At 38.8% G+C, this 21,407-nt stretch carries 11 protein-coding genes; 4 read left to right on the top strand and 7 right to left on the bottom strand.

The window, feature by feature from the left end:
- Positions 1-16: 16 nt before the first annotated feature.
- From CNR22_13210 to CNR22_13180, 7 genes are all read right to left on the bottom strand, one after another.
- Positions 17-9,430 carry a hypothetical protein gene (locus CNR22_13210; GenBank protein PBQ32691.1) on the bottom strand — a complete coding sequence of 3,138 codons (9,414 nt, stop codon included), beginning with the start codon at positions 9,428-9,430 and terminating at the stop codon, positions 17-19.
- Positions 9,431-9,516: 86 nt separating this feature from the next.
- Positions 9,517-10,140, bottom strand: a complete 624-nt coding sequence (locus CNR22_13205; protein PBQ32690.1) for a hypothetical protein — start codon at positions 10,138-10,140, stop codon at positions 9,517-9,519.
- Positions 10,141-10,183: 43 nt separating this feature from the next.
- On the bottom strand, positions 10,184-12,328 hold the full coding sequence (locus CNR22_13200) for a hypothetical protein (protein ID PBQ32689.1): 2,145 nt from the start codon (positions 12,326-12,328) through the stop codon (positions 10,184-10,186).
- Between the two features lie 144 nt (positions 12,329-12,472).
- Positions 12,473-13,267, bottom strand: coding sequence for a peptidase (locus CNR22_13195; protein PBQ32688.1), 795 nt, complete (start codon positions 13,265-13,267; stop codon positions 12,473-12,475).
- An 18-nt stretch (positions 13,268-13,285) separates the two neighbouring features.
- Entirely contained in the window at positions 13,286-13,708 is a 423-nt protein-coding gene (locus CNR22_13190; GenBank protein PBQ32687.1) for a response regulator, read from the bottom strand.
- A gap of 17 nt (positions 13,709-13,725) precedes the next feature.
- Positions 13,726-17,178 carry a hypothetical protein gene (locus CNR22_13185; protein PBQ32686.1) on the bottom strand — a complete coding sequence of 1,151 codons (3,453 nt, stop codon included), beginning with the start codon at positions 17,176-17,178 and terminating at the stop codon, positions 13,726-13,728.
- A 23-nt stretch (positions 17,179-17,201) separates the two neighbouring features.
- Positions 17,202-17,651 (bottom strand): response regulator, encoded by a 450-nt coding sequence (locus CNR22_13180; protein ID PBQ32685.1) that lies wholly within the window; start codon positions 17,649-17,651, stop codon positions 17,202-17,204.
- 547 nt (positions 17,652-18,198) lie between these two features.
- On the opposite strand from CNR22_13180, the gene CNR22_13175 reads away from it, so the two are divergent.
- From CNR22_13175 to CNR22_13160, 4 genes are all read left to right on the top strand, one after another.
- The gene (locus CNR22_13175) at positions 18,199-18,609 is read left to right on the top strand and encodes a histidine kinase (GenBank protein ID PBQ32684.1); all 411 of its coding nucleotides are present in this window, start codon (positions 18,199-18,201) and stop codon (positions 18,607-18,609) included.
- A 48-nt stretch (positions 18,610-18,657) separates the two neighbouring features.
- A complete protein-coding gene (locus CNR22_13170) occupies positions 18,658-19,062 on the top strand; it encodes a response regulator (GenBank protein ID PBQ32683.1) in 405 nt (134 codons plus the stop codon).
- Positions 19,063-19,207: 145 nt separating this feature from the next.
- Positions 19,208-20,311, top strand: a complete 1,104-nt coding sequence (locus tag CNR22_13165; protein PBQ32682.1) for a lipase — start codon at positions 19,208-19,210, stop codon at positions 20,309-20,311.
- Positions 20,312-20,314: 3 nt separating this feature from the next.
- Positions 20,315-21,235: an NADPH quinone reductase gene (locus CNR22_13160; protein ID PBQ32681.1), complete on the top strand. Its 921-nt coding sequence runs from the start codon at positions 20,315-20,317 to the stop codon at positions 21,233-21,235.
- The last annotated feature ends 172 nt before the right edge of the window (positions 21,236-21,407 follow it).

The raw sequence follows: 21,407 nt of genomic DNA, 5'->3' as shown, positions 1-21,407 counted from the left end.
TAAATGGTACTAAAAATTATTTTGTTTTAATTACTTTGACTTGCTTGTTAACATCACCGGATATTCGCAGGAGATACATACCAGCAGACATAGGGTTACCCGACCCTAAACTAATAGTATGCTCTTGTTTGTTTTTTATGCTCGTAACATAAACTACTTTACCCAATACATCCAGCACTTCTACTTTTACAGAAACACTTGTATTGAAACTAACAGTAAGGTTATCCGTAAAAGGATTTGGGTAGACTCCAATGTTTCCGGAAGCACTACTTACCTCGCTTATACCCGTGATGTCAGACACTCTGCAGGCCAGAGAGTCTGCGACGTTTGCCAGTACAGGAGCTGTTGGTTTTCCTTTTAAAGCATTCGAAGTAAAGGTTAAAACTTCATGCGTTGGTAAAACGGAACCATCCGTTACATTAAAATAGTTTAAGTTTAAAGATTCACCCTCGGTGTTACTATAGAGGGTTAAATAAAAATTATACTTACCAGTTGCAGCATTGAACACAGGGCTTGAATACCCTCTTAAACTATTAGTAGCATCGAATGCTCCTATAACAAGATTATTTTGATCTAAAGCTTCGGCACAAATGTTACCTGTAAGTATTGCAGACATAGTGTTTGCGTATACTTCAGGCGTGAAAGGAAAAACTTGCTGTTCAATGATTTGGCTTTCTGAAACCGGCCTTCCAACAAATGTTGAAAGTGGATAATGAAATGTACTGATGCCACCTGACTGAAGCATATAACCCATTGCTGGTTTCATATGGGTTAAACTGCCCGTCCAGCCGATGGAGTTATCATAGTAGGCAAACTGATATTGACTCTTAATTAAATCGCCGGTAACTGCATTGTAATTTCCCAGAGCTTCATTTACCAACACATTTTTATTTGAAACATACCCAATCCAGTTCCAGCCCGGAACAACATTGATCGTAGCTAAGGCTGAGTCTGGGTTAATACGGCTTCCTATATGAATGAGCGTATCGGCATTTGCTGTTTTCATTTTATAAGACTGGTTATTAAAAAAACCTGCGCCCTGTGTAATATTCCCCAGCCATCCCGAACTTGCATCGAACTGATCATAGTCGGAAGTGCCTGTTATTATATCACCCGTTGAGGATTGAAGATTCGCCATCAATAAATTGCTCGTGCGTAATTTTGCAGATTCTAAAGGCAATGAAATCCAGGTCCATCCCGCGTTGAGAGGAATTTTTCTTAAAATCTCCGTATTTGCGGTAAAAGTAATTGGACTTGTAATTGTACCAACCACATCGTTTTCAACGAACATTACTAATGGCGTTACGTTCACAAAAGTTAAACCGCTTGCCGCATCATAAATGTTGAAGCGTATAGAGTCGCCTGTAATAGTATTACTGTAAACGCTTAAAAACACTTCATATCTGTCGTAAGCTGGAACATATTGTAAATCGGCTACACCGCAGATAACACCATTGATAAAAGCTGCGATTTTATTTTCAGGATTCGTAGCAATCACATGATCAATTTTCATTTGCCCGAAAATGCTCATAGAATACTGAAAGTCTGAAGGATTCACTGACCAGGAAGGAACGATGCCTCTTACTTTTAAATTGATCTGTAAAACCTCCGCATAATTAAAGTCGGTTGTAACAGTCAGGTCTGTATTGAAATCGCCAATGCTTCCACCTGCAGGAATTGTAAAAGTAATAGATTGTACGCTGTTAGGCGCTATGGTTCCGCTGTTAGAGCTTGCTGTCATCCAAAGCGGAAGACCAGCAATAGTAAAGGATTTTAATGCGCCACCGGTATTTACAATTGGTGCGACAAAGGTGATCGTGCTATCCACTGTTTTTTGAAAATCATAGTGATCATCCTGCCACTTTACCTGGTTCTTGTTAATGTATGCAATCCATGTTTTTGGAGACTGCATTCTGTTAGCATGCATGTCGTAGGCATTTTTCACAGTTATATCCAGGGTTACATTCTCGATTAGTTCAGGTGCAGTAGTTGTGGTTAAGATGATCTTATCGCTGTTTAAAGACCAGGTATAGTTAACCGACTGTACCGGACGTGGCAATTTAATTGTTGGCGTCTGACTAATTGATTGCACACCGTTTTGTGCATTTACAGTAAGGGAATTCACCGATTGGTCATTAAACGTAGCGGTTAGCGATGGCGTTCCTAAAACCATGGCATAACTTTCAAATGGAACAAATGCCTGTAGTCCAAATTCGTCTCCCAACATGCGGTTCTGTTTATCGCGTTTAATCTGTTCGGCTCTGCGGGATATGTTCCACAATCTGAATTCATCCAGCTTTCCGTTATAAAAATTATCATAGTTAATAACGTTGCTGGCAAAATACCCACGAGCTCCCAAATACATATAAGAACCCGATAAGTTTTTGAATGGTGCTGCCTGAACAGAATTTTGAAGATTACCATCAATGTACGACGACAAGTTAACACCTCTTTGTAATACTAAAGAGAAATGATGCCAGGTGCCATTGAAATAATTTGTGGTAGTTGCAACAAAGTCCAAACCGTTATGATACACGTGAATGTTACCTGACGCATCTTTTTGAATGTTCCACGAATCCGTTGAATCTGCCCCTACACCATCGCCCTTACCGTTAGAGAATAAAGTTGCCGCGCCTGATTGTGTAGAATTAAACCAGAATTCGAGAGTGAAATCCATTTCTTTATTGAGCGTAATATTTCCGGAAGATATTTGCAGGTTATCGTCGCTACCATCAAATTGTGCGGCATTTCCGTTAGGATTTACCTCCCACGTTGCGCCAACAACAGAAGCGTTCCTGGACCTTATATGATCCGCTGAAATTACTCCGTCTGCTTCATCCATTTTCCAGTTATACACTAAACCAGACTGGTTACGGCTGAGTACTTTATTCATAGTAATGACAATATCTGAAAGAGAGCGTGCCCTGTTCCAAAGACGTACATCGTGCAAGTTGCCGTTTAAAAAACGGTTGTTTGCCGGAATCGCTTTGCCAAAAACCAACTTTCCTGATCCTGTGTAATCAATTGTAAAGTTAGAGTTGGTTCCTGCTAATGCCCCATCAATATAAACACTTGCATCTGTTCCTGTATAATCATAAACTACTGCATAATGGTGCCAGTCGCCCGGCAAGGAAACAGCTGAAGCAGAGGTTACTGTTTGCGTTCCTAATGTGAATCTGAATCTATCAGAATTATCAAAACCAATGGTCATGTTTTGCACAGGATCTCCACCCTGGCTTATGGCAACCTGATCGCTACCCGTTGCATTTAATTTTGCCCAAAACTCAATTGTAAAATCGCGTTTTTGTATGCTAACACCTCCTGAAACTTCAGCATACCCTGATATACCATTAAAATTAAGACTTTCAGAATGCCTGATGGCTTCTCCATTTAAAACTCCTCTTATGTCAAAGTTCAGCGCCGATAAACTGCTGATATCTATAGGCTCATTAAACTGAATGGAAATATCATCGTTAGGATCAAGAATACCATCACCAGGGGTTGGTGTTCCAAAGGGTGAAGGATTGATACGATCCATGATCCCGGCGAATATTGGCGAGGATACGGTTGAGAAGCTTGCATCTTTATTTAAACAATAGGACAGCGCTCTCAATTCATAATTGCCGTCAGGTACGGTGGAGATGTTCCACTTATAATCGCTATAAATCTGATTGTTGGGAATAGTGTCTTGCAAAGCACTTGCGGGATATTTGTAGAAGGAGTTAAACTCTGTCCATACATTAGAATTGAGCGGTCTGAACTCAATACCGATCTTATTAAGTCCTAAAATAGTTGTAGTTGTACCGGTGATGTAAGAAGCCGTTCCGTAATTGTAATTATAATTGGAGACCTGTATATCGGCAACATTGTTGTTACCGTTATTAAGGATCCAGTTGTTGCTTGGATTAATTAATGACAAGTCTGTGCAGGTTGGAATAAAATGAACCGTTACATAAGCCGTGTCTGCTATATCCTGGCTGCATACTGAACTAAAAATAACCATGATACTATCGTATTCGATTTCGATAGGACCACGTTCGATGGTTAATGTTTTAATAACTGAACCACCAGAAGGAATGTTTACTGTAGTATTTGCATCGTTGCCATCTATTTTTAATACTGCCCCATTCGGGTTACTCTGACTTGCCACACGAATAGTTAAATTAAGATCGTTGTTAACTGTTAGAGGACTCTGGTTAGAAAGCAATAATTGGTAAGACGCAGCCTGTGCAGAAGGAATATTATACTGGATAGCGGGAGTGATGACAATGTTGGGCATTTCACGTTGTACGGTAGCATTTGCCAACACATAGTAACCAGCCGCATTGTAAGAGTGAGAACCGATTTCTGCATTGGGACTAGCAGGATTGTAATAGTGCAGGTTAACAGCATCCTCGTAAGGACACATCGTTTGTCCACCTCTTGTAATAAAAACGTTTCCAGTTCCTTCAGGAGATTTGTAAACATCAATACTCATGATGTCACCAGGATCCCCATCCGTTAAAGTATAATCAAACGTATTAGACGTTGTGACACCATTGGAAGTGGCATCTCCTTTTGTTTCAAATACGCTTAAAGAAATATCTGCTTTAAAACCTATGCCGCCGATAGCTGCACCCAGCGTAGCTTTCGCATTAGAGCCGAGAGCCAGTTCGTAGGTTTCGGTAGTTGTGTTATCCATATTTACGGAATAGGCGCTTGTAACAACAGCTGAGCCCAGGGTGAAATTATCAATAAGACTTGCGCCTGTGGCGTTATTCTTACACATATATTTTTCACGCTCGTTTTGAGCCAGCGCTCTTTTCCATAAAGCTATTTGTGTATTAAGCACCCTTACTGAGTCAATTGTATTTTTTGTAAGATCCTTGCTAATTGACCATCGCACAGTATAGGAAGTTCCAGTTGTGTCACTAAGATCGTAGATAGCAGGCGTTGTTGTGGATCTCACTGTCAATAAAGGATCATCATTATTTATTCCAAATAATGGATGGTTTGCCGCAAGATGCGTTGTATATTTAGAAGTGTTGTTTACTAAAAACGAAGTACGAATACTTTCCAGAGTTGGAATCACAATGGTTTCAATTTCTTCTTGTGTATATGAAAAACGAGTTCTTACACCATTTGGAGCAATGGCATACCCTACTGTTTTTGCAAGCTGGTAGCCGTTTACAACGTTCCCAAAACAAGCACCGCTTACTGCACACGCTGCAGAAGTTCTTAGTTCGATATTGTTAGTTGGTCCGACGAGCCAGTTTTTTGCGCGTCCAATAAATATATCAGCGGGAGCACCCACATGATTCGCATCATCTCTTGTAGAAACCGTGTTATAGGTAGTCATGGTTTCCGTGTAGGTATTGTCTTTTGTTTTTGCGTAAGTATTGCTAAAGCCCAGTCCGGCAGTATTATCTACTTCAATGGCTTCATAATAAGCCAGCGCACCGGTTAAAGCCCGCTTACCTAACAAAACAGAAACTGTAGTTTCAGATTCCTGGCTAACACCTCTCGAATAACTGGATACGTTACTAACGGTAGTTCCTGTACCCCATTTTGAGGAGCTTCCGGAGCCAGGAGGGTCACGTAAAATAAAATCTACTTTTTCAGGGCCCTGTGTTGAAACGCCTGTTCCTGTTATTTTTTGTCCATAAACATAAGCGTGATAATCTGAATTGGGTACTGCGTTCGGGCGCCATACCACAGAAGCTGCTCCGCCTGGAACCAAAACCATCTGAATATCTTTGGTATAATCTAAGGCCGGAAAAAGCGCGTTTGTAGCATTGTTTGGCTCACCACAAACAAATGTGTAGATGGCCACACCATTGGTCATTGGTGCAACGGGATTTGGATCTGCGCCGTCAACCAAATTATTAGTTACAAAAACATTTCCGCTTAATCTTACGGTGTCTTTATTGCCGTTATCTGAATTGGTGTAAATTTCTGCTCCATGTATTTTTGCTTTGTAGGTTTTGCCTTGCATAAATACCGGAAATCCAAAATCTCCCCAGCCTGCACCTACTGGCTTTATACTGTAACGCGTCGATCCGAAAGACAATGAGTCTTCACCAATAAAAGTTGAGCCATCTAACCTCGTTACATTTATTGAGGGAGCAATACGGTAAGTCATGTCGAGGCGCCTGTGAAACTTAACCGAATCAATACTTACAATACCACCCAGATTGTCTAAAAGCGTATCTACCTCGGTGGTTCTGGCACCTACCTGTGTAAGATCAATTACCTTGTTAGCGTTGGTTAAGTTGTTTTTATTGATAACAACAGAGTTAGTAACTACATAAGCGGAATCGATCCGGTACTGTAAAGGAGGTATGTTTGCCGAATATTCTCCCGTTGTGCTATTTGTTTGCACCACAATTGAAAAGCAAGGAATTCCTGCAATGGGCGACACCAGCTTAATGCGGGCAGAGCCCAAATTATTAACAGAGCGTCCCATTCCCGGTGCTTTGTCGGTTTCTACTAAGCCACCAACCACACGACCAACTAGTGTTCTGGTTGTACTATCTACAAAATTGATGTTGGATACCGATGCCTGGAAATTATGAGTACCGATTGGCGGGTAGCGTCCATCTTCCATATCGTGCGAAGTTTTTTCTACTGTTATAAAGTGATTTCCGATAGGCACCGTAATACTGAAAAGGCCGGCGGCGTCAGTTACAACAGGCAGGCCATTTAAAATAACTACCGAACCGTCAATTTTTAAATTAGCTCCTGGTACCGGACAAGAAGTATTTTTATAAAATAATCTTCCTGATACGGGAAAAGAGGAGTTGTCAATAAAATCCTGGTTATTATAAATGTAAGACGCGTCGCCGATATAAACCGAACGTGAATTTGGCGCGAAGGAGTGCGTTTGAAAAGAAGGAACCAAACTAAAATTTTCCCCTATACCTGTGTATCTGATACCCGACACGTAATAATTCCCCAGGGCATCCGTTACACCGAAGTAACCTAATTGGGAAGAGGTGGGTTTATCAGTACTCCACGCAACAGAGCCTGTCATCACACCGTGATTCGCATTAAATACATTCCCAACTTTTGAGGGGTCATAAGCATAATAATCTACGCCTTCATCAAAATGTAAATTACATTTGAATCCCGTCTCGTTACCGTTTAAAATCCTGCCAGCTTCCGCTGCTATAACTGAATCGCTCGCCGCCTGGCCAATCAGACGAAACTCGTCCAATAAAAAAGCAGACAAAGCATTTCCAAAAACAAGGTTGCTGGAATTGTCGGTAACATCACCACTCGCAGCCACGGTTGCCGAGAGGACGCCGTTCACGAATAATTTTAAAGCAGTACCGTCATATACCATCGCCACGTGGTTCCATTGATTTGAAGTGACTGCTGTTGTTGTGATAGTTTTGGCCGTACCACCAATGAATACCTGTGCCTGGTAATTAGTTCCTGACTTTATAAATGAAAAAGCGTTAGCCTTATCCACAAAGGAAGCATTATTTCCATCGGGTTTGAGCCAGAACTCCATCCGCATTTGTGCGCCCGGCTCTAACCTGGCATTATCACTAACGGTTAACAAGCCACCGGAAAAACTCAAGGAATTTCCGCTCGACTGGCCGTTTTGTTGTACAAAAACTTTTGCTCCGCTCACTGCAATTCCACCGGCGTATTCAATATGACCACTTACCAAACCAGTTGGATCGCGGAAACCAATGTCACTGGAAATATTCGTAAGGGATTCAACATTCAAACAATTTTTTGCTCCCACAATCGTGTAACGGTAAAATACACGGGCATCGCCGGTATTATCAATATACAGCGCGCTGCTACTTGGTAATGTAGCTATCAACACAGAATCTAACGTTGTTCCTAATTGTTTCCTGTACACTTTAAATAAGTCAATATTAATAGCATTGTTATTGCTCCAGCTCAGCTCTACCCTATTTCCAAAATAGCCTTTCGAACAAGTAAGTTTTTTTGCAGAGTTAAAAGTTGTATTCAGGTTGGGGACCGGCAATGATGCCGTGGCGGTAGGCACAGAAGCCAAACCCGAAGGAACGCAACCGGAAAATACTTTTACGTAATATCTGTAAGCCTTACAGGCCGAAACATTATCATCGATATAAGAGGTTGCGTTTGCATTCAAATCAAATGTTACAGAGTTACTTTGATCATCACGTCTCTCCACCTGATATTTAACTTCGTTGGTAGCATTGTCGGTCCAGCTTAATAAAAACTGATTATTGATCACATCCGCAGTAAGAACCAGGTTAGTTGCCACAGCGGGATCTACCGGCGAAATGCCATTTGTCTTGATGATACCAGATTCGTAATCGCAGGTATTTCTCGAGGTGATCGCGTAATAATACTGTACACCTCGTGTTACATTGGTATTGTCTAAATAATATCTGTCGTTGGCAGAAACGGTGGCTATAGTAGTATAAACTCCATTTAATGCAAGACTTCTCTTAATAAGAAAATCCTTTGGACTGGTATAATTAAAGTCCCAGGTCAATTCAATTGAGCTATTGCACAAATTATCTGTGGCAACAAAATTATTCGGTGCCGGAGGCGATGGCTTTGATCCGCCGTTTGCAATAGAAGAATAGAGACTATAAATACTAAAAAAAGTTTTAACGTTAGCTGCCCTCACCTTATAGTCATACGTTGTATTAACAGCAACTGTATAGTCGGTAAAACTAGTTGAACCTCCAGGAAGCGTGGCAATTAGTACATTGTTTTTATAAATTAAATTCTGATAAGTCTGATTTGTGCAGCTATTGGTAACCTCCCAGGTTTGAAATGGATTTTCCCATTCCAGATCTACCTGCCCGCATACATTGTTTGATGCCGTGAGGTTATCGGGCTTTTCGATGGTTTGCTGGTAGATAGGAGAAGAGTAATGGGAAGGACTGTTATCGGTTTGGTCGGGCGTTGTTTGTTGATGGTTTTCCCATGAATAATCGAATCTGAATTCATAAGGGTACTTGATGTCAGAAGGACGGTTATATAAAACTACCCGATTCAAATAAACATCTGGTCTCGAAGAAACATTAAAGCGGGTTACCCCTCCTGAAAAATAATTTATTGCTCCTGCCGATCCCCCGCCTGAGCAACTGTTAGAGCTACAATTGTTTGTATAACTGTGAAAAAGAACCCAGTTGTTATTCACATCTTTGTAGAAAAGATTTCCAGCTGTAAGCCAGTCATCATCACTGGAACCGATGTTTTGTACCGCGTAAATTATCGTGATATATCCTGTACATTTATCAATCGTGAAACTGGTTTGATCGATACCGTATCCAAAGGATTTAGTACTCAAAACGGCAAGTAGAAGGGTTAGATACAAGGCTTTTGCAATTTTATTTAACTGCAGGTAACCTTTAAGACTCAATAATTTTTCCATGGGATTCTGTTTTAATTCAGGTTTTTTTGAATGCCATAAATGGGTTATGTTTAGCATTTTTTAACCACAACAATAATAGAATCACGAGAAGCAGAAAACAATAGTAGTTTTGTGCAAATTACAGAAAAGGGATAAAAACGTTCTCAGGAGAGATAGCCCAAGCGGGTGGCTGCAAGAATAAGCTCTGCAGCGTTTTTCACTTCGAGTTTCTTAAATAAATTAACCTTAATATTTTCAATGGTACGAAGCGAGACAGACAATTGTTTAGCGATGAACTCCGAAGTTTGTCCGATAGCTATGAGTCTCATTATCTCGGATTCCCGCACCGTAAAAATGGCTTTTACATGTGTTGTTTCAGGAATAAGCGCTTTGTATTCGTCGGGTACAGATATTAAATCATAGTGCACATCCTTTATAGCTTCAATCAAATCTTCGGGAGTTTGATTTTTATTCACGTACCCTTTTACCCCGATACTTAATAAACTATCAATTAATATCTCGCTTCGCAAGGAAGTGTAGGCAATTATTTTTAGTGAATCGTATTGTTTTAAAGCATTCAGATATAACTCAAGGCCTGTAACGTCAGGTGCCAAAACATCCATAATTAAAATGTCGGGTAAATGAGTCTCCAATTCTTTTTCCAGGGCCTCTTTTGTAGTTGCGGTGAATTTGATACTAATAAATTCATGTTGCTCAAGAAAATCTCTAAGACCTTTTATGAAAAAGGAGTGGTCGTCAAATATTCCCAAAACAATTTTTGTTACCATAAATCTAAAATAAGTAGTTTCTAAATATAGGGGTTAGAGGCCATCAGCGCGCGACTATCTGAAACGCAGCTCCTTCTCCTGGTACACTTTCTACGCTGATAGTGAAACCGTATTTATACAGTAATTCCGAAACTATATAAAGTCCAATGCCAAAACCTTCTTCTTTATTAGTGCCAACAGCAGCGTTTACCTGGTTATTAAAAAGTTGTGCCAGTTTTTCGGCGGACATGCCCGTACCAAAATCTTTAATTACTAATGATTCTTTATCAGCATTGAAAACGATTTCGATTTTACCACCCCCGTGACTAAATTTAATCGCGTTAGAAATTAAATTCCGGATGGCAATCTGCAGAATATCATGCGGGAGACGGATCATTGCGCCGGCGGGAATATGGCGCACAATTTCAATGTTTTTTTCATCCAGTTTTTCTGCAAACTCTTTTTCCGTTTTCTCAACTACCTCTTCTATTGAACAATCTGTTTTGTCAAAAGATTCTAAAGCTATCTCCGTTTTGGCCCAGTTTAAAAGATTGTTTAATACAGTATTGGCGTTATGAACGGAGGTTCCTATGTCCTTTAAATAGCCATTCAATTTTTCATTGGTGCTGGCGTCCTTAAATCTGTTTAGCACCAGGTTAAGTGAAAGAATTGGGCCTCTAAAATCGTGAGAGATCACTGAAAATATTTTTTGATTCAACATGTGTTGTCTTTGAAGGTCTTTATTTGATATTTCAATTTGAGCATTTTGTTTTGAGATAATGGTGTTAGCTTTTTGCTTCGTTTTATATGCTCTGAAAGAAACCAGCGCCACAATCAACATCAAAACAGAACCAAAAATACCCCCGAATGTGTAGATCCGTTGCTGACCAATTGCCTGTTCATGCTTAAGTTGTGCTTTCTCAATTTTAATGACATTCAGAATACTATCCTTTTCTGCCTGTTTTTGGTATTCAACTTCAAACTGCTTTTTAATGCTTTTTTTCCGTGTATTCTCATTACTGATACTATCCCGCATTCTCACAGATAGTTCATTCATTTCCAAAGCAGCCTTGTAATCGCCTTTCCTTTCGTAAATTCTCTTTAAAATCAGTGGAACAGCGCTCATGGTTCTCATATTCCCAATATCTTTCGCAATGGCCAAAGACCTGGCAGCATATTTTTCAGCTGCTTTAAAATCACCCTTGTCTTCCATTATTCGAGCCAACACATTAGCAGAAGCACTTATGCCTTGTTTGTTGTTGAGAGATTCGTACAAAGTGTAAGAGCTGGTGGCGTATTGCAAAGCTTTTACCAGATCGCCTTGTATACGGTAGATGGCGGCAATGTTGCTGGCTGCATTTGCAATGCCGCTTGGTTCACCTGCTTTTGACCAAATATCCAAAACTTTCAAATAGCCCTGCAGTGATTTATTTTTACTTTTTGAATCGCATACCGCAGGCAAGTCCTTGCATTCCGGATCTCCATTATCTCTGTAAATGGCAGAGACGCCGCTCAGTGCAAATGCCAGTCCGGGCTGATTGTTTAGCTTTTCATAAATTTTCGCCGAACGATTCGTGTATTTCAATGCGTTCTCAATATCGTCGAGTTCTGCATACAGATTACCAATGTTGCCGAGGCAATAAGCCATATTGCTGGGAGAGTCAATTTTTTCGAAAATTTTTAAAGCTTTGTGATAATATTCGAGCGCTTGCAGAAGGTCTCCCTTTCTCAGATAAGCATTACCCATACTTAACAAACAAATTGCCTCTCCGTCCTTGTCTGCAATTTGAGTGCTCACGTCCATCGACTTCTTAAAATATTTAAGACCTTCATCCGGGCCAAGACTTGCTTGATAATAGGTGCCACAATTCACCCAGGCTCTTGCCTGTGCTGCTAAAAACGCGTGTCTTATTTTTTTATCTGTCGCTGTTTTGAGCTTGTCGCTACAAAACTGCGCCGATTTTTGCCAGAAAATAATTGCCGAATCCGGATACTGTGCGTACAACAGTTCCCCTACATCATTCAAACACCATGCGCGTATAGTATCTTGTTTTGTTGTCTGAATTTCTAACCTGAGAGAATCCAGCATACTTTTTTGTGCTGATAAGGACAAAGAAAGAAAACAGCAAACTAAACTGATGTGTCTGATAAGACGGGCAAGCGGGTAACAATTATTCATACGGGTTTCATTATGAATTTGAATATACACTAATATTCCACAATCTGAAATTATTAAATAGCCATTAAAACGCGGATATCGAATAATACTCCCTTAACAAGAGGATTTAGATCAGCTGATAAAATTTGGCAAAGAAGATTTTTGGGAGAGTGCAATCTTAGAGAAACGCCCAGGTTATTTCCTGTTAAAGATCTTACTCATGGCCTCAAAAAGCTCCGGATGTTTCCGTTTAAATTTCTCCGGATTATTGAAAAAATATTCGCCGACCACCGCTAAAAATTCTGAATTATTAGTCAGGGCATAGGGATTTATATCGGAATTTCCTTTCTCAATTTTTGTGATCTCATTTTTTATAAGATGTAACCATGGCGCCACAAATGCCTTGTTTATAAGCAACTCGGGTATGCCATCTATAACACCATCATCTTTGTCGAGCAAGTGAACGAATTCATGAATGCCTACATTCTCTTTGTGTGGAAGTCCGTCAAAAGCTTGCACCAGATCAGGTTTAGAAAGAATGACAGTGCTGTTGCTGAAGCTTCCATCCACCATCCCTGAAATGTTTTCTTCGTGTCCCTCATACCGTTCGGTTTGGAATTTGGAATCAAAACTGTTAGGATAAATTAAAACCGTATGTACATTCGGATAATTAAAATCAGTAAAAGCAAATGTGGGAATCACTGCGCTGGAAGCTACCATCAGTTTTATTTCATCACTTATTTCAATGTCTACGCCTTTTATGACTTTTGTCGCAATAAAAAGCTGAACCCTTTTTTTAAAAACTTTTTTATCCGTTTCGTCCAGCTCCTGATAAAAGACTATTTGTTGTTCCAGAATGCTTGTCCATTTTTCAGGAAAAGGCTCGCTCAAACTTTTACCAAGCTCTTTTTTTCTCTTCCATCTTGCATAAAGGATGGAAACAATTAAAATTCCCACAAGAGAAGCTGCTATTGCAGTAGCATAGTTCATTTCCAAATTTAAGGAATATTAATATTCATTGGGAGCAATGCACTCTTTCCAATATTCCATTATTTTACGAAGACTGCTTTCTAATTTATCCATACTATTAGGCTTTACGAAAAAACCCTGCACCGTTAAAGCATAAGCATCTATTACGGATTGTTTGGTTGCTGAAGTGGTGAAAAAAAGATAGGGAATACATTTAAGATGTAGTTTTTCATTGACAGATACTTTACTCCTAAGTTCAAAACCATTGATCATGGGCATATTGATGTCAGAAATAATTAAAAACGGAACAGTTTCCGTTTTATTAAGATAGTCCAGGGCTTTATTTCCATCGTTAAAAAACACGACCTCATTTTTATAATTTAATTTTTTAAACACTTCATTGAGCATGAACTGATCATCTTCATCATCTTCAATTACTACAACTGGACCATTTTTATTCATAGGTTCTTTTTCTTAAATTAATTTGAAGGTATATAAATATCGAAACGCGCCCCTTTATCCTGCTCACCACTCGCTGTTATAAAACCTCCATGGTTCTCGATAATCCTTTTACAAATTGCAAGACCGATTCCTGTGCCCGGAAATTCAGCTATGGAGTGCAGGCGCTGGAAAACTTCAAATATACGTTCAGCATACTGTGTGTCAAATCCAATCCCGTTATCCGAAAAAGCAATGTGACAGTATTTTTTTTCCGGAATAAATCTTTTGTCGCCGTAAAACTTGCCAAGACTTATTTTACTTTTAATTTCTATTAAAGTCGGGCATCCCTCTTTAGAAAATTTAAGTGAGTTGCTTATTAAGTTATGCATTAACTGGCGAAATTGAAAAGGAATTACATTCACTACACAAAGGTTTTTAGCTTCTATTGAGCTATTTGTTTTCTCCATAACATCTTCAAAATCTTTTTTTACGTCCTCCAGAAGTGTATTAAGGTCTACTTGTTCAAAAACACGATCGTCGCTTTTTGTGCGGGAATAGGAAAGCAGATCTTCGATTAAAAAACGCATTCTTGTTGCGGTTTGGGTCATACGATCGAGGTATTCTTTTCCTTTTTCAGAAAGGTTATCTCGTTCACTTTCAGAAATCAAAGTTGCGAATGTCTGAATCTTCCGCAAAGGTTCCTGTAAATCGTGGCTGGAAACATAATTAAAGGATATTAGATCTTTGTTTGCAGTCTCCAGTTCAAGATTCTTTAATTCCAGTTCTTTTGTTCTGCCCTTTACTACTTTTTCAAGCTCCAGTTTATCTTGTTTATGACCCCTGATATCGTGTTCAATCTTATCATCCGCTACTTTTTGCCGAATTGCCCTTTCGGTGATATCTTTAATGGCCAGTAAAATTAACTTTTCACGATGTGTTTTTTGTATAATGCGACTTGCATTAAGTAACATAATTTTTTCACCCATACCGGGAAAAGTATGCGTTACTTCAAAATTCTCAAAATTAGAATTTTTTGAAAGCAGAGTTTCTAAGAGCTCATGAAGCTTTGGGATATCCCATTGTTTGTTACCAAGTTCGAAGAGGGTTTTTCCTTCCGTGTCTTCTTTATTGACATTAAATTTTTTGTAGAAAGATTTGTTTGCAGACTTAACATGAAGATTACTGGTGAGAACAACCATTGGTTCGTGAATGGTGGCGATGATAGTTTGCGAATAGTTATACGATTCCTCAAGAAGATCATTGTGTTTTTTTAATTCCGCGTTCGTTGCAATAAGCTCTTCATTGGCGGCTTCAATTTCTTCTTTCGTACTCTCCAGCTCCTCATTTAGAGTTTGAAATTCTTCATTACTGGAAACTATTTCCTCATTAGCTGTCTGCAACTCTTCATAAGCTGTTTCCTGTGTTTCAATGACAGAATGAATTTCTTTCCGCGCATGACTCAGTTCTTCTGTTAAACGTTTTATCCGTTGATCTTTTTGTAAAGAATTATTTTTTTCGTTATTTGAACTGCCCGCATACTTTTCTAATTGCTCTTGTAAAGTAAATACGATCATCAGCAAAGGCTCGTCCCAATCAAACTTAATTGGCGATACTTCAAGAGACATCATTTGGTAAGCATCATTGATCTTAATTTCAATATTCCCTTTAATAACAGCCTGCTTTGATTTAATAGATTGTAAAATGGCATTTCGTAATTCAAAGGTAAATTCAGGACGCGTCATTTTTAAGATGTTCAGACTGGCTTTACCAGAGGGATGCGTAAGGAACAAAGAAGTTGAGCCTCTGAATTGTAAGATCTCCATCTCTTTATTGATGATAGCGCATGCCGGCATATAGTTGGAAAGCAGAACAGAATTAATAACACTGTCGAGTTTACCTGAATCTAAATCTATGCTTTTTGGCAGAAAAGGTTTATGTGTTCTATCAGCAATATTTGTTTTAGGATAACGCGGAGTAAGCTCAGTTACTTTCCTTATTCCTGCATTTTTTTTACGGGAATAAATTTTAAATTTAGTGTTAAGCTGCGAAAAATGAGTGGAAGCAGATCCAATAGTTTCCGACTTACCCAACATTAAATAACCCTTATCATTTAACGCAAAATGTAAAGTAGTAAGCACCTTTTTTTGAGCCGGCGGATCAAAATAAATAAGAAGATTTCTGCAACTGATAAAATCCATTCGTGAAAAAGGTGGATCCTTTAAAATATTATGAGAGGTTCCAAACACGCACATTTCACGTAAATCCTGATGAATTTTGTATTTGTTTTTTACTTTGACAAAGAATTTATCCTGGCGTAACTGGCTTACCGATTTAAGATCAGCTTTTGCATACTCGCCTGTACGCGCCATTTGGATGACCGCTTCACTAAGATCTGTAGCAAAAATCTGCACTTGAATCTTATCTTTTACTTTTGCCTGTAGTTCAGAAATAAGCATGGCTATCGAATAGGCTTCTTGCCCCGTAGAACAAGCTGCTACCCAAATCCTAAGCGTTTCATTCTTTTTTTTGTCTTTGAGCAGCTTTGGCAGCAAAGTAGACTTTAAATACCTGAACGTTTCTGTATCTCTGAAAAAACCTGTAACATTTATAAGAAGATCTGCATATAAGAGACTCGTTTCCTTTTCATCAGCAACAAGAAGTTTTGTATAATCTTTAATCGATTTTGTGTTATTCTTGAGTATTCTTCTTTGAATGCGGCGTTTAATGGTGGATAATTTATAGTGACTGAAATCTACCCCATTACTTTTATAAAGAATTTCAAAAACAGAGCTGAGATCAGGATTACTATCATAAGTAGTATCTTCTTTCAATTTTTCTTTACGCGCGCGGTTTAAAACTCCTTTTTTACCAAACGCAATAAGCTTCTCAGCAATATTTTCCGGAGATAACACGTAGTCTGCTAGACCCGCATTAATGGCTGACTCAGGCATACTTGGATATTTAGCTGTTGTATCTTGTGCAAACGTTAATCCGCCTGCTTTTTTGATTGCCTTTAATCCTTTTGTGCCATCGCTGCCGTTGCCTGAAAGAACGATTCCAATAACATTTTCTTTATGCGTTTCGGCTAATGACGAAAAAAGAATATCAACAGAAAGGTTTGTAGTATTACTCACCGGGCGCGGGAGCAATTGAATATGTCCATCTGTTACTTCAATACCTTTGTTGTGCGGAATGACATATATATTGTTTGGTTTAATCAACTCCATGTTCTCAATCTTCTGCACTTTCATTTTCGTAGCCCGCGCTAATAGCGTCGCTAACATACTTTTGTGATCACGGTTTAAGTGCTGCACATAGATAAATGCCATGCCTGTGTCCACCGTTAAATTTTGCAGTAAAGCAGAAACTGCTTCCAGTCCACCCGAGGAAGCCCCAATAGCCACTATTGGGAAAGAATTTAGAGCAGGCTTATTTTTGACAGCCGCTTTTTTCAATCCCTTTACCGGTAATTTTTTAATTTTTTGAGTCATTTTGAGAAAAAAAAATCCAGCTTCTAAGCGCCAGTTGTTTTGAGAACAAAATCTTTCCGCATAGGTCGCATGAATGTTTTATTTTTCATTAAGCCTACAAGATTTTGAAGATTTGTCTCCAGTTCTGTGAGGTTGGTTTTCTGGAAATAATAATGAGCCCCACTTTTGTAGAGTTTATCAGCCATGCTTTCATGCATGGATGTAGAATAAACAATTACAGGAAGGTTTTTTAATCTCTCATTGGTTTTTATTTCGAATAGGCACTCAGCGCCGTTCTTTCTCGGCATATTAATGTCGAGGAATAAGGCATCTGGCAAATTCTCCAAATGAGTATCGAGATACTTCATTAATTTATCACCATCTTCAACTATATTCAGCTCTGCTGAAGATAAGATTGTTTTCAAGGCTTTGGTAAAGAAAAAACCATCATCCGTGTCGTCGTCAGCAAGCAAAAAATTAAATTGTTCTGTCATTTTATAAAAAATTGCGAAACAATGTTGCTAAGACTATTCCAGGTTATGTTGCGATCTCTGAAAAAAAAATGGGAGAGATTTTTGTGTACCCTCGCTAATAGAGGAAAGATACTCTTTAATACCCAACTTTAGCTGAATAACTAAAAACTATTTTAGTTAATTAAAACATGTATGGATTAATCCCAGTTTGGGGAATAAAAGTGGATTCGTGATCTTATTTCCGGCTGTTCACTAATCTTGAACAGTTCTTACACCATAAAAGATTTCCGGTACCCTGCGCTTTGTTCTCTTTCTTAATTTTATTTCCCTCTTCGCAATCACTGTGATTGTGATAAACGGTTTCGGTTGCAAGCTTGTTGTGGTAAGAAGATATGAGCGGCATGGAGATTATTTTAATAAAGGTAAGCCTAATAAGACGAGATTACTAGCCAATAACATATACGACTGTTAAAGTTTCATTCAAACTCTCCAAGCTTTGCTTTAAAAATAATTTAACTAGTAGTTTGTCGTCGATTAGATTACATTTACAAACACTTAAACGAATAATATGAAAGAAAATTATTCGCTTATCCTGGTGGATGATGATCCCGATGATCACTTTTTTTTCCAACAGGCCTTAAAAAAAATAAATGCTAAATGCGAACTTACATCCGTTTACTCTGGCATCGAACTCCTGAATCTCTTGCTTAAGAAAGAGGATTACAGTGCCAATCTTTTACCGAGTCCTGATCTTATCATATTAGATTTAAATATGCCTTCATTTACTGGTTTTGATACACTCGAGCGAATGAAGTCAAATAGTCTTTTAAGTGATATTCCGGTTTTTGTTATGTCTACTTCAGATAATCCAAAGGACTCCAGAAAGGCTATTGATATGGGAGCTCTGGGCTACTATGGCAAACCTGGAACGGCCGGCAAACTTCCTCAAATTATTGCAGAAATTTTAATTTCCATTTAACTGATAAAGAAACTACACGTTTTTACTTTTACTTGACGACCGGCACAAATGAAAACCAATTATTCTATCGTTATGGTAGATGACGATCGCGATGATCAATTTTTTTTTAAAGAAGCTCTGAAAGGAGTTTACTTCAGTTGTAGTTTAACGGCGCTTTATAACGGTTCGCAACTTATTGACTATCTTTTTAACACTCAAAAAAATTTGCATAAATCTCCCCCCGACGTTATCATTTTAGATTTAAATATGCCAATTTTAAATGGTCTGGAAACATTGGAAAAACTAAGAGCCAATGCTTTTTTCAAAGGTATCCCCGCCTATGTTCTTACCACCTCACGCTCTATAAAAGAATCAGTAAAGGCGCTGGACTTTGGGGCCAGAGGGTTTTATGTTAAGCCAACAAGCTATTCTAAATTAGAACAAATTATATCTGAAATATTAATCACCCTGTAAGCCAGGTACATTATAGTGCAAGGGTCAAGCGGCAAGCCTGAAGAATTAGAAAGCAGAGCCATAAAATGCTGGTTTCATTTTATTGACACAAAAAGTAAACACTAAATGTTTTAATTATACCTTTATCTTATCCAAAAATAGAGGTATGAATAAATTTTTACTCCTTACAGTTGCGGCCTTTTTTTTCTATTCAGGCAAAGCACAGCATCTTAAACCAGGTTATGACAAAAAAGAATTTGCTGAAATTCTTAAAATGGATTACCTTATTGCCATTGATACTTCTGAATGGAAAAACCCAAGTACTATTCCTGCATTGGATCAGAAATATAAATTTGCCTACCGTTCTCCCTTGATTGGCCTGCAGAACATGTGGGACCTTTGGATTAACCAAAGCGAACCCATTGCAGTTATAAATATACGTGGAACGGATATAAAACCAAATCCCGTAAGCTGGCTGGTGAATTATTACGCAGCTATGGTTCCAGCTAAAGGAAAATTAGAGTTGGAAAAGAACTTTATTTTTGATTACCATTTAAGCGACGATGATAAAGCTGCCGTGCATGTTGGCTTTCTCGTTTCTACAGGCTATCTGTCGCGTGACATACTTCCTAAAATAGATTCGTTGTATAAAAAAGGCATTAAAGAATTTATTATTGCAGGCCACAGCCAGGGCGGTGCCATTACCTACCTTTTAACTTCTTATCTCGAGGATATGAAAACAAAAAATAGAATACCCGGAGATATTCGTTTTAAAACCTACTCCAGCGCTTCACCAAAGGCAGGTAATTTATATTACGCCTATACCTATGAAGCTCTCACGCGAGACTGGGCTTTTAATTCTGTGAGCACAGCCGATTGGGTTCCAGAAGTTCCATTCTCTATACAAACCGTAAACGATTTTACAGATGTAAATCCTTTTAAAAATGTAAAACCTATGATGAAGAAACAGAAATTCGGAACCAGGATCGTTTTAAAACACGTTTACAAAAAACTAAGCAAACCCGCTCTTAAAGCGCAAAGAGACTATCAAAAATATTTAGGCGACATGGTTTCTATAGCAGTGAAAAAAAATCTTATAGAATTTAAAGAGCCAGTTTATTATGAAACCAATAATTATGTGCGCATAGGAACAACAGTTGTTCTCTACGCCGATGAAGAATACAGAAACCTGTTTCCGACAAAGCCGGAGCAAATTTGGTTAAATCACGGCATTGAACGCTATTTGTACCTCACCGAAAAATTAAAATAAATTATGAAGGCCATTCAATTTTCAACTTACGGCGATTCTTCCGTTTTAAAATTAGCAGAAGTCGAAAAACCAATTTTAAAAGAAGATGAAGTACTCGTGAAGCTAAAGGCAACTACCGTTAATCCATTTGACATGAAAGTACGCTCAGGACTGATGCAAAAATCCAGTCCTGTTACTTTTCCATTTATCCCGGGCTCTGATCTGGCTGGAATTGTAGAAGCTATTGGCTCTAAAGTGACGCGACTAAAAAACGGAGACGAAGTTTTTGGTACAACCTTTGGTGGAACTTACGCCGAGTATGCAGCCGTAAAAGAAAGTCTGGTAGCTCTAAAACCAAAAAGCATATCGTATAACGATGCTGTGGCGCTGGCCGTTCCTATCAACACAGCCAATACGCTTTTATTCGAAAAAGGTAATCTGCAAAAAAACCAAAGGGTGCTGGTACACGGTGCTGCAGGCGCTGTTGGAAATAGTATTGTACAATTGGCTAAACTGGCAGGCGCTTACGTAATTGGCACTGCATCAGGCGCTGGCGTGGAGCTTGTAAAAAAATCGGGCGCCGACGAAGTGATTGATTATAAAACACAGGATTTTACAAAACTTGTAAAAAACATAGACCTGGTTGCTGATACCGTTGGTGGAGAAACTCAGCTTAAATCGCTTGAGGTAATAAAAAAGGGAGGTCGCCTCTTAAGCATTGTCAGTGCTCTCTCTTCAGAACTTTCTGAAAAAGCTGGCGTAATTTCGCTCTTTGTTTTTTCAAATCCTTCTTATCAAAAATTAGATTCCGGAAAACAACTTGTGGAAGAAGGAAAATTAAAACCAGGCATTGCGCGCGTAATGAAATTAGAAGACGCAGCTATTGCACAGGACCTCGTTTCAAACGGAGGTATAAATGGTAAAATTGTTTTAGAGATCAATTAAACAGCCTGCAATTTTAGATAAAAAAAGCCGTCACGATAAAACGCGACGGCTTTTTGATTTGGCGTGATCCCATCTTAACTAGAGCAATACTCGCAATTGTCATCATTAACAGGATTTGCCATTTCAGCTAATTTTTTTTGCGCTGCGGCTTCTATTTGTTCGGCCGTCCAGT

The organism is Sphingobacteriaceae bacterium (assembly GCA_002319075.1).
Taxonomy (GTDB): domain Bacteria; phylum Bacteroidota; class Bacteroidia; order B-17B0; family Aurantibacillaceae; genus Aurantibacillus.
Note: the sequence above shows the minus strand (reverse complement) of the source record. Positions and strands in the feature narration are given on the sequence as shown.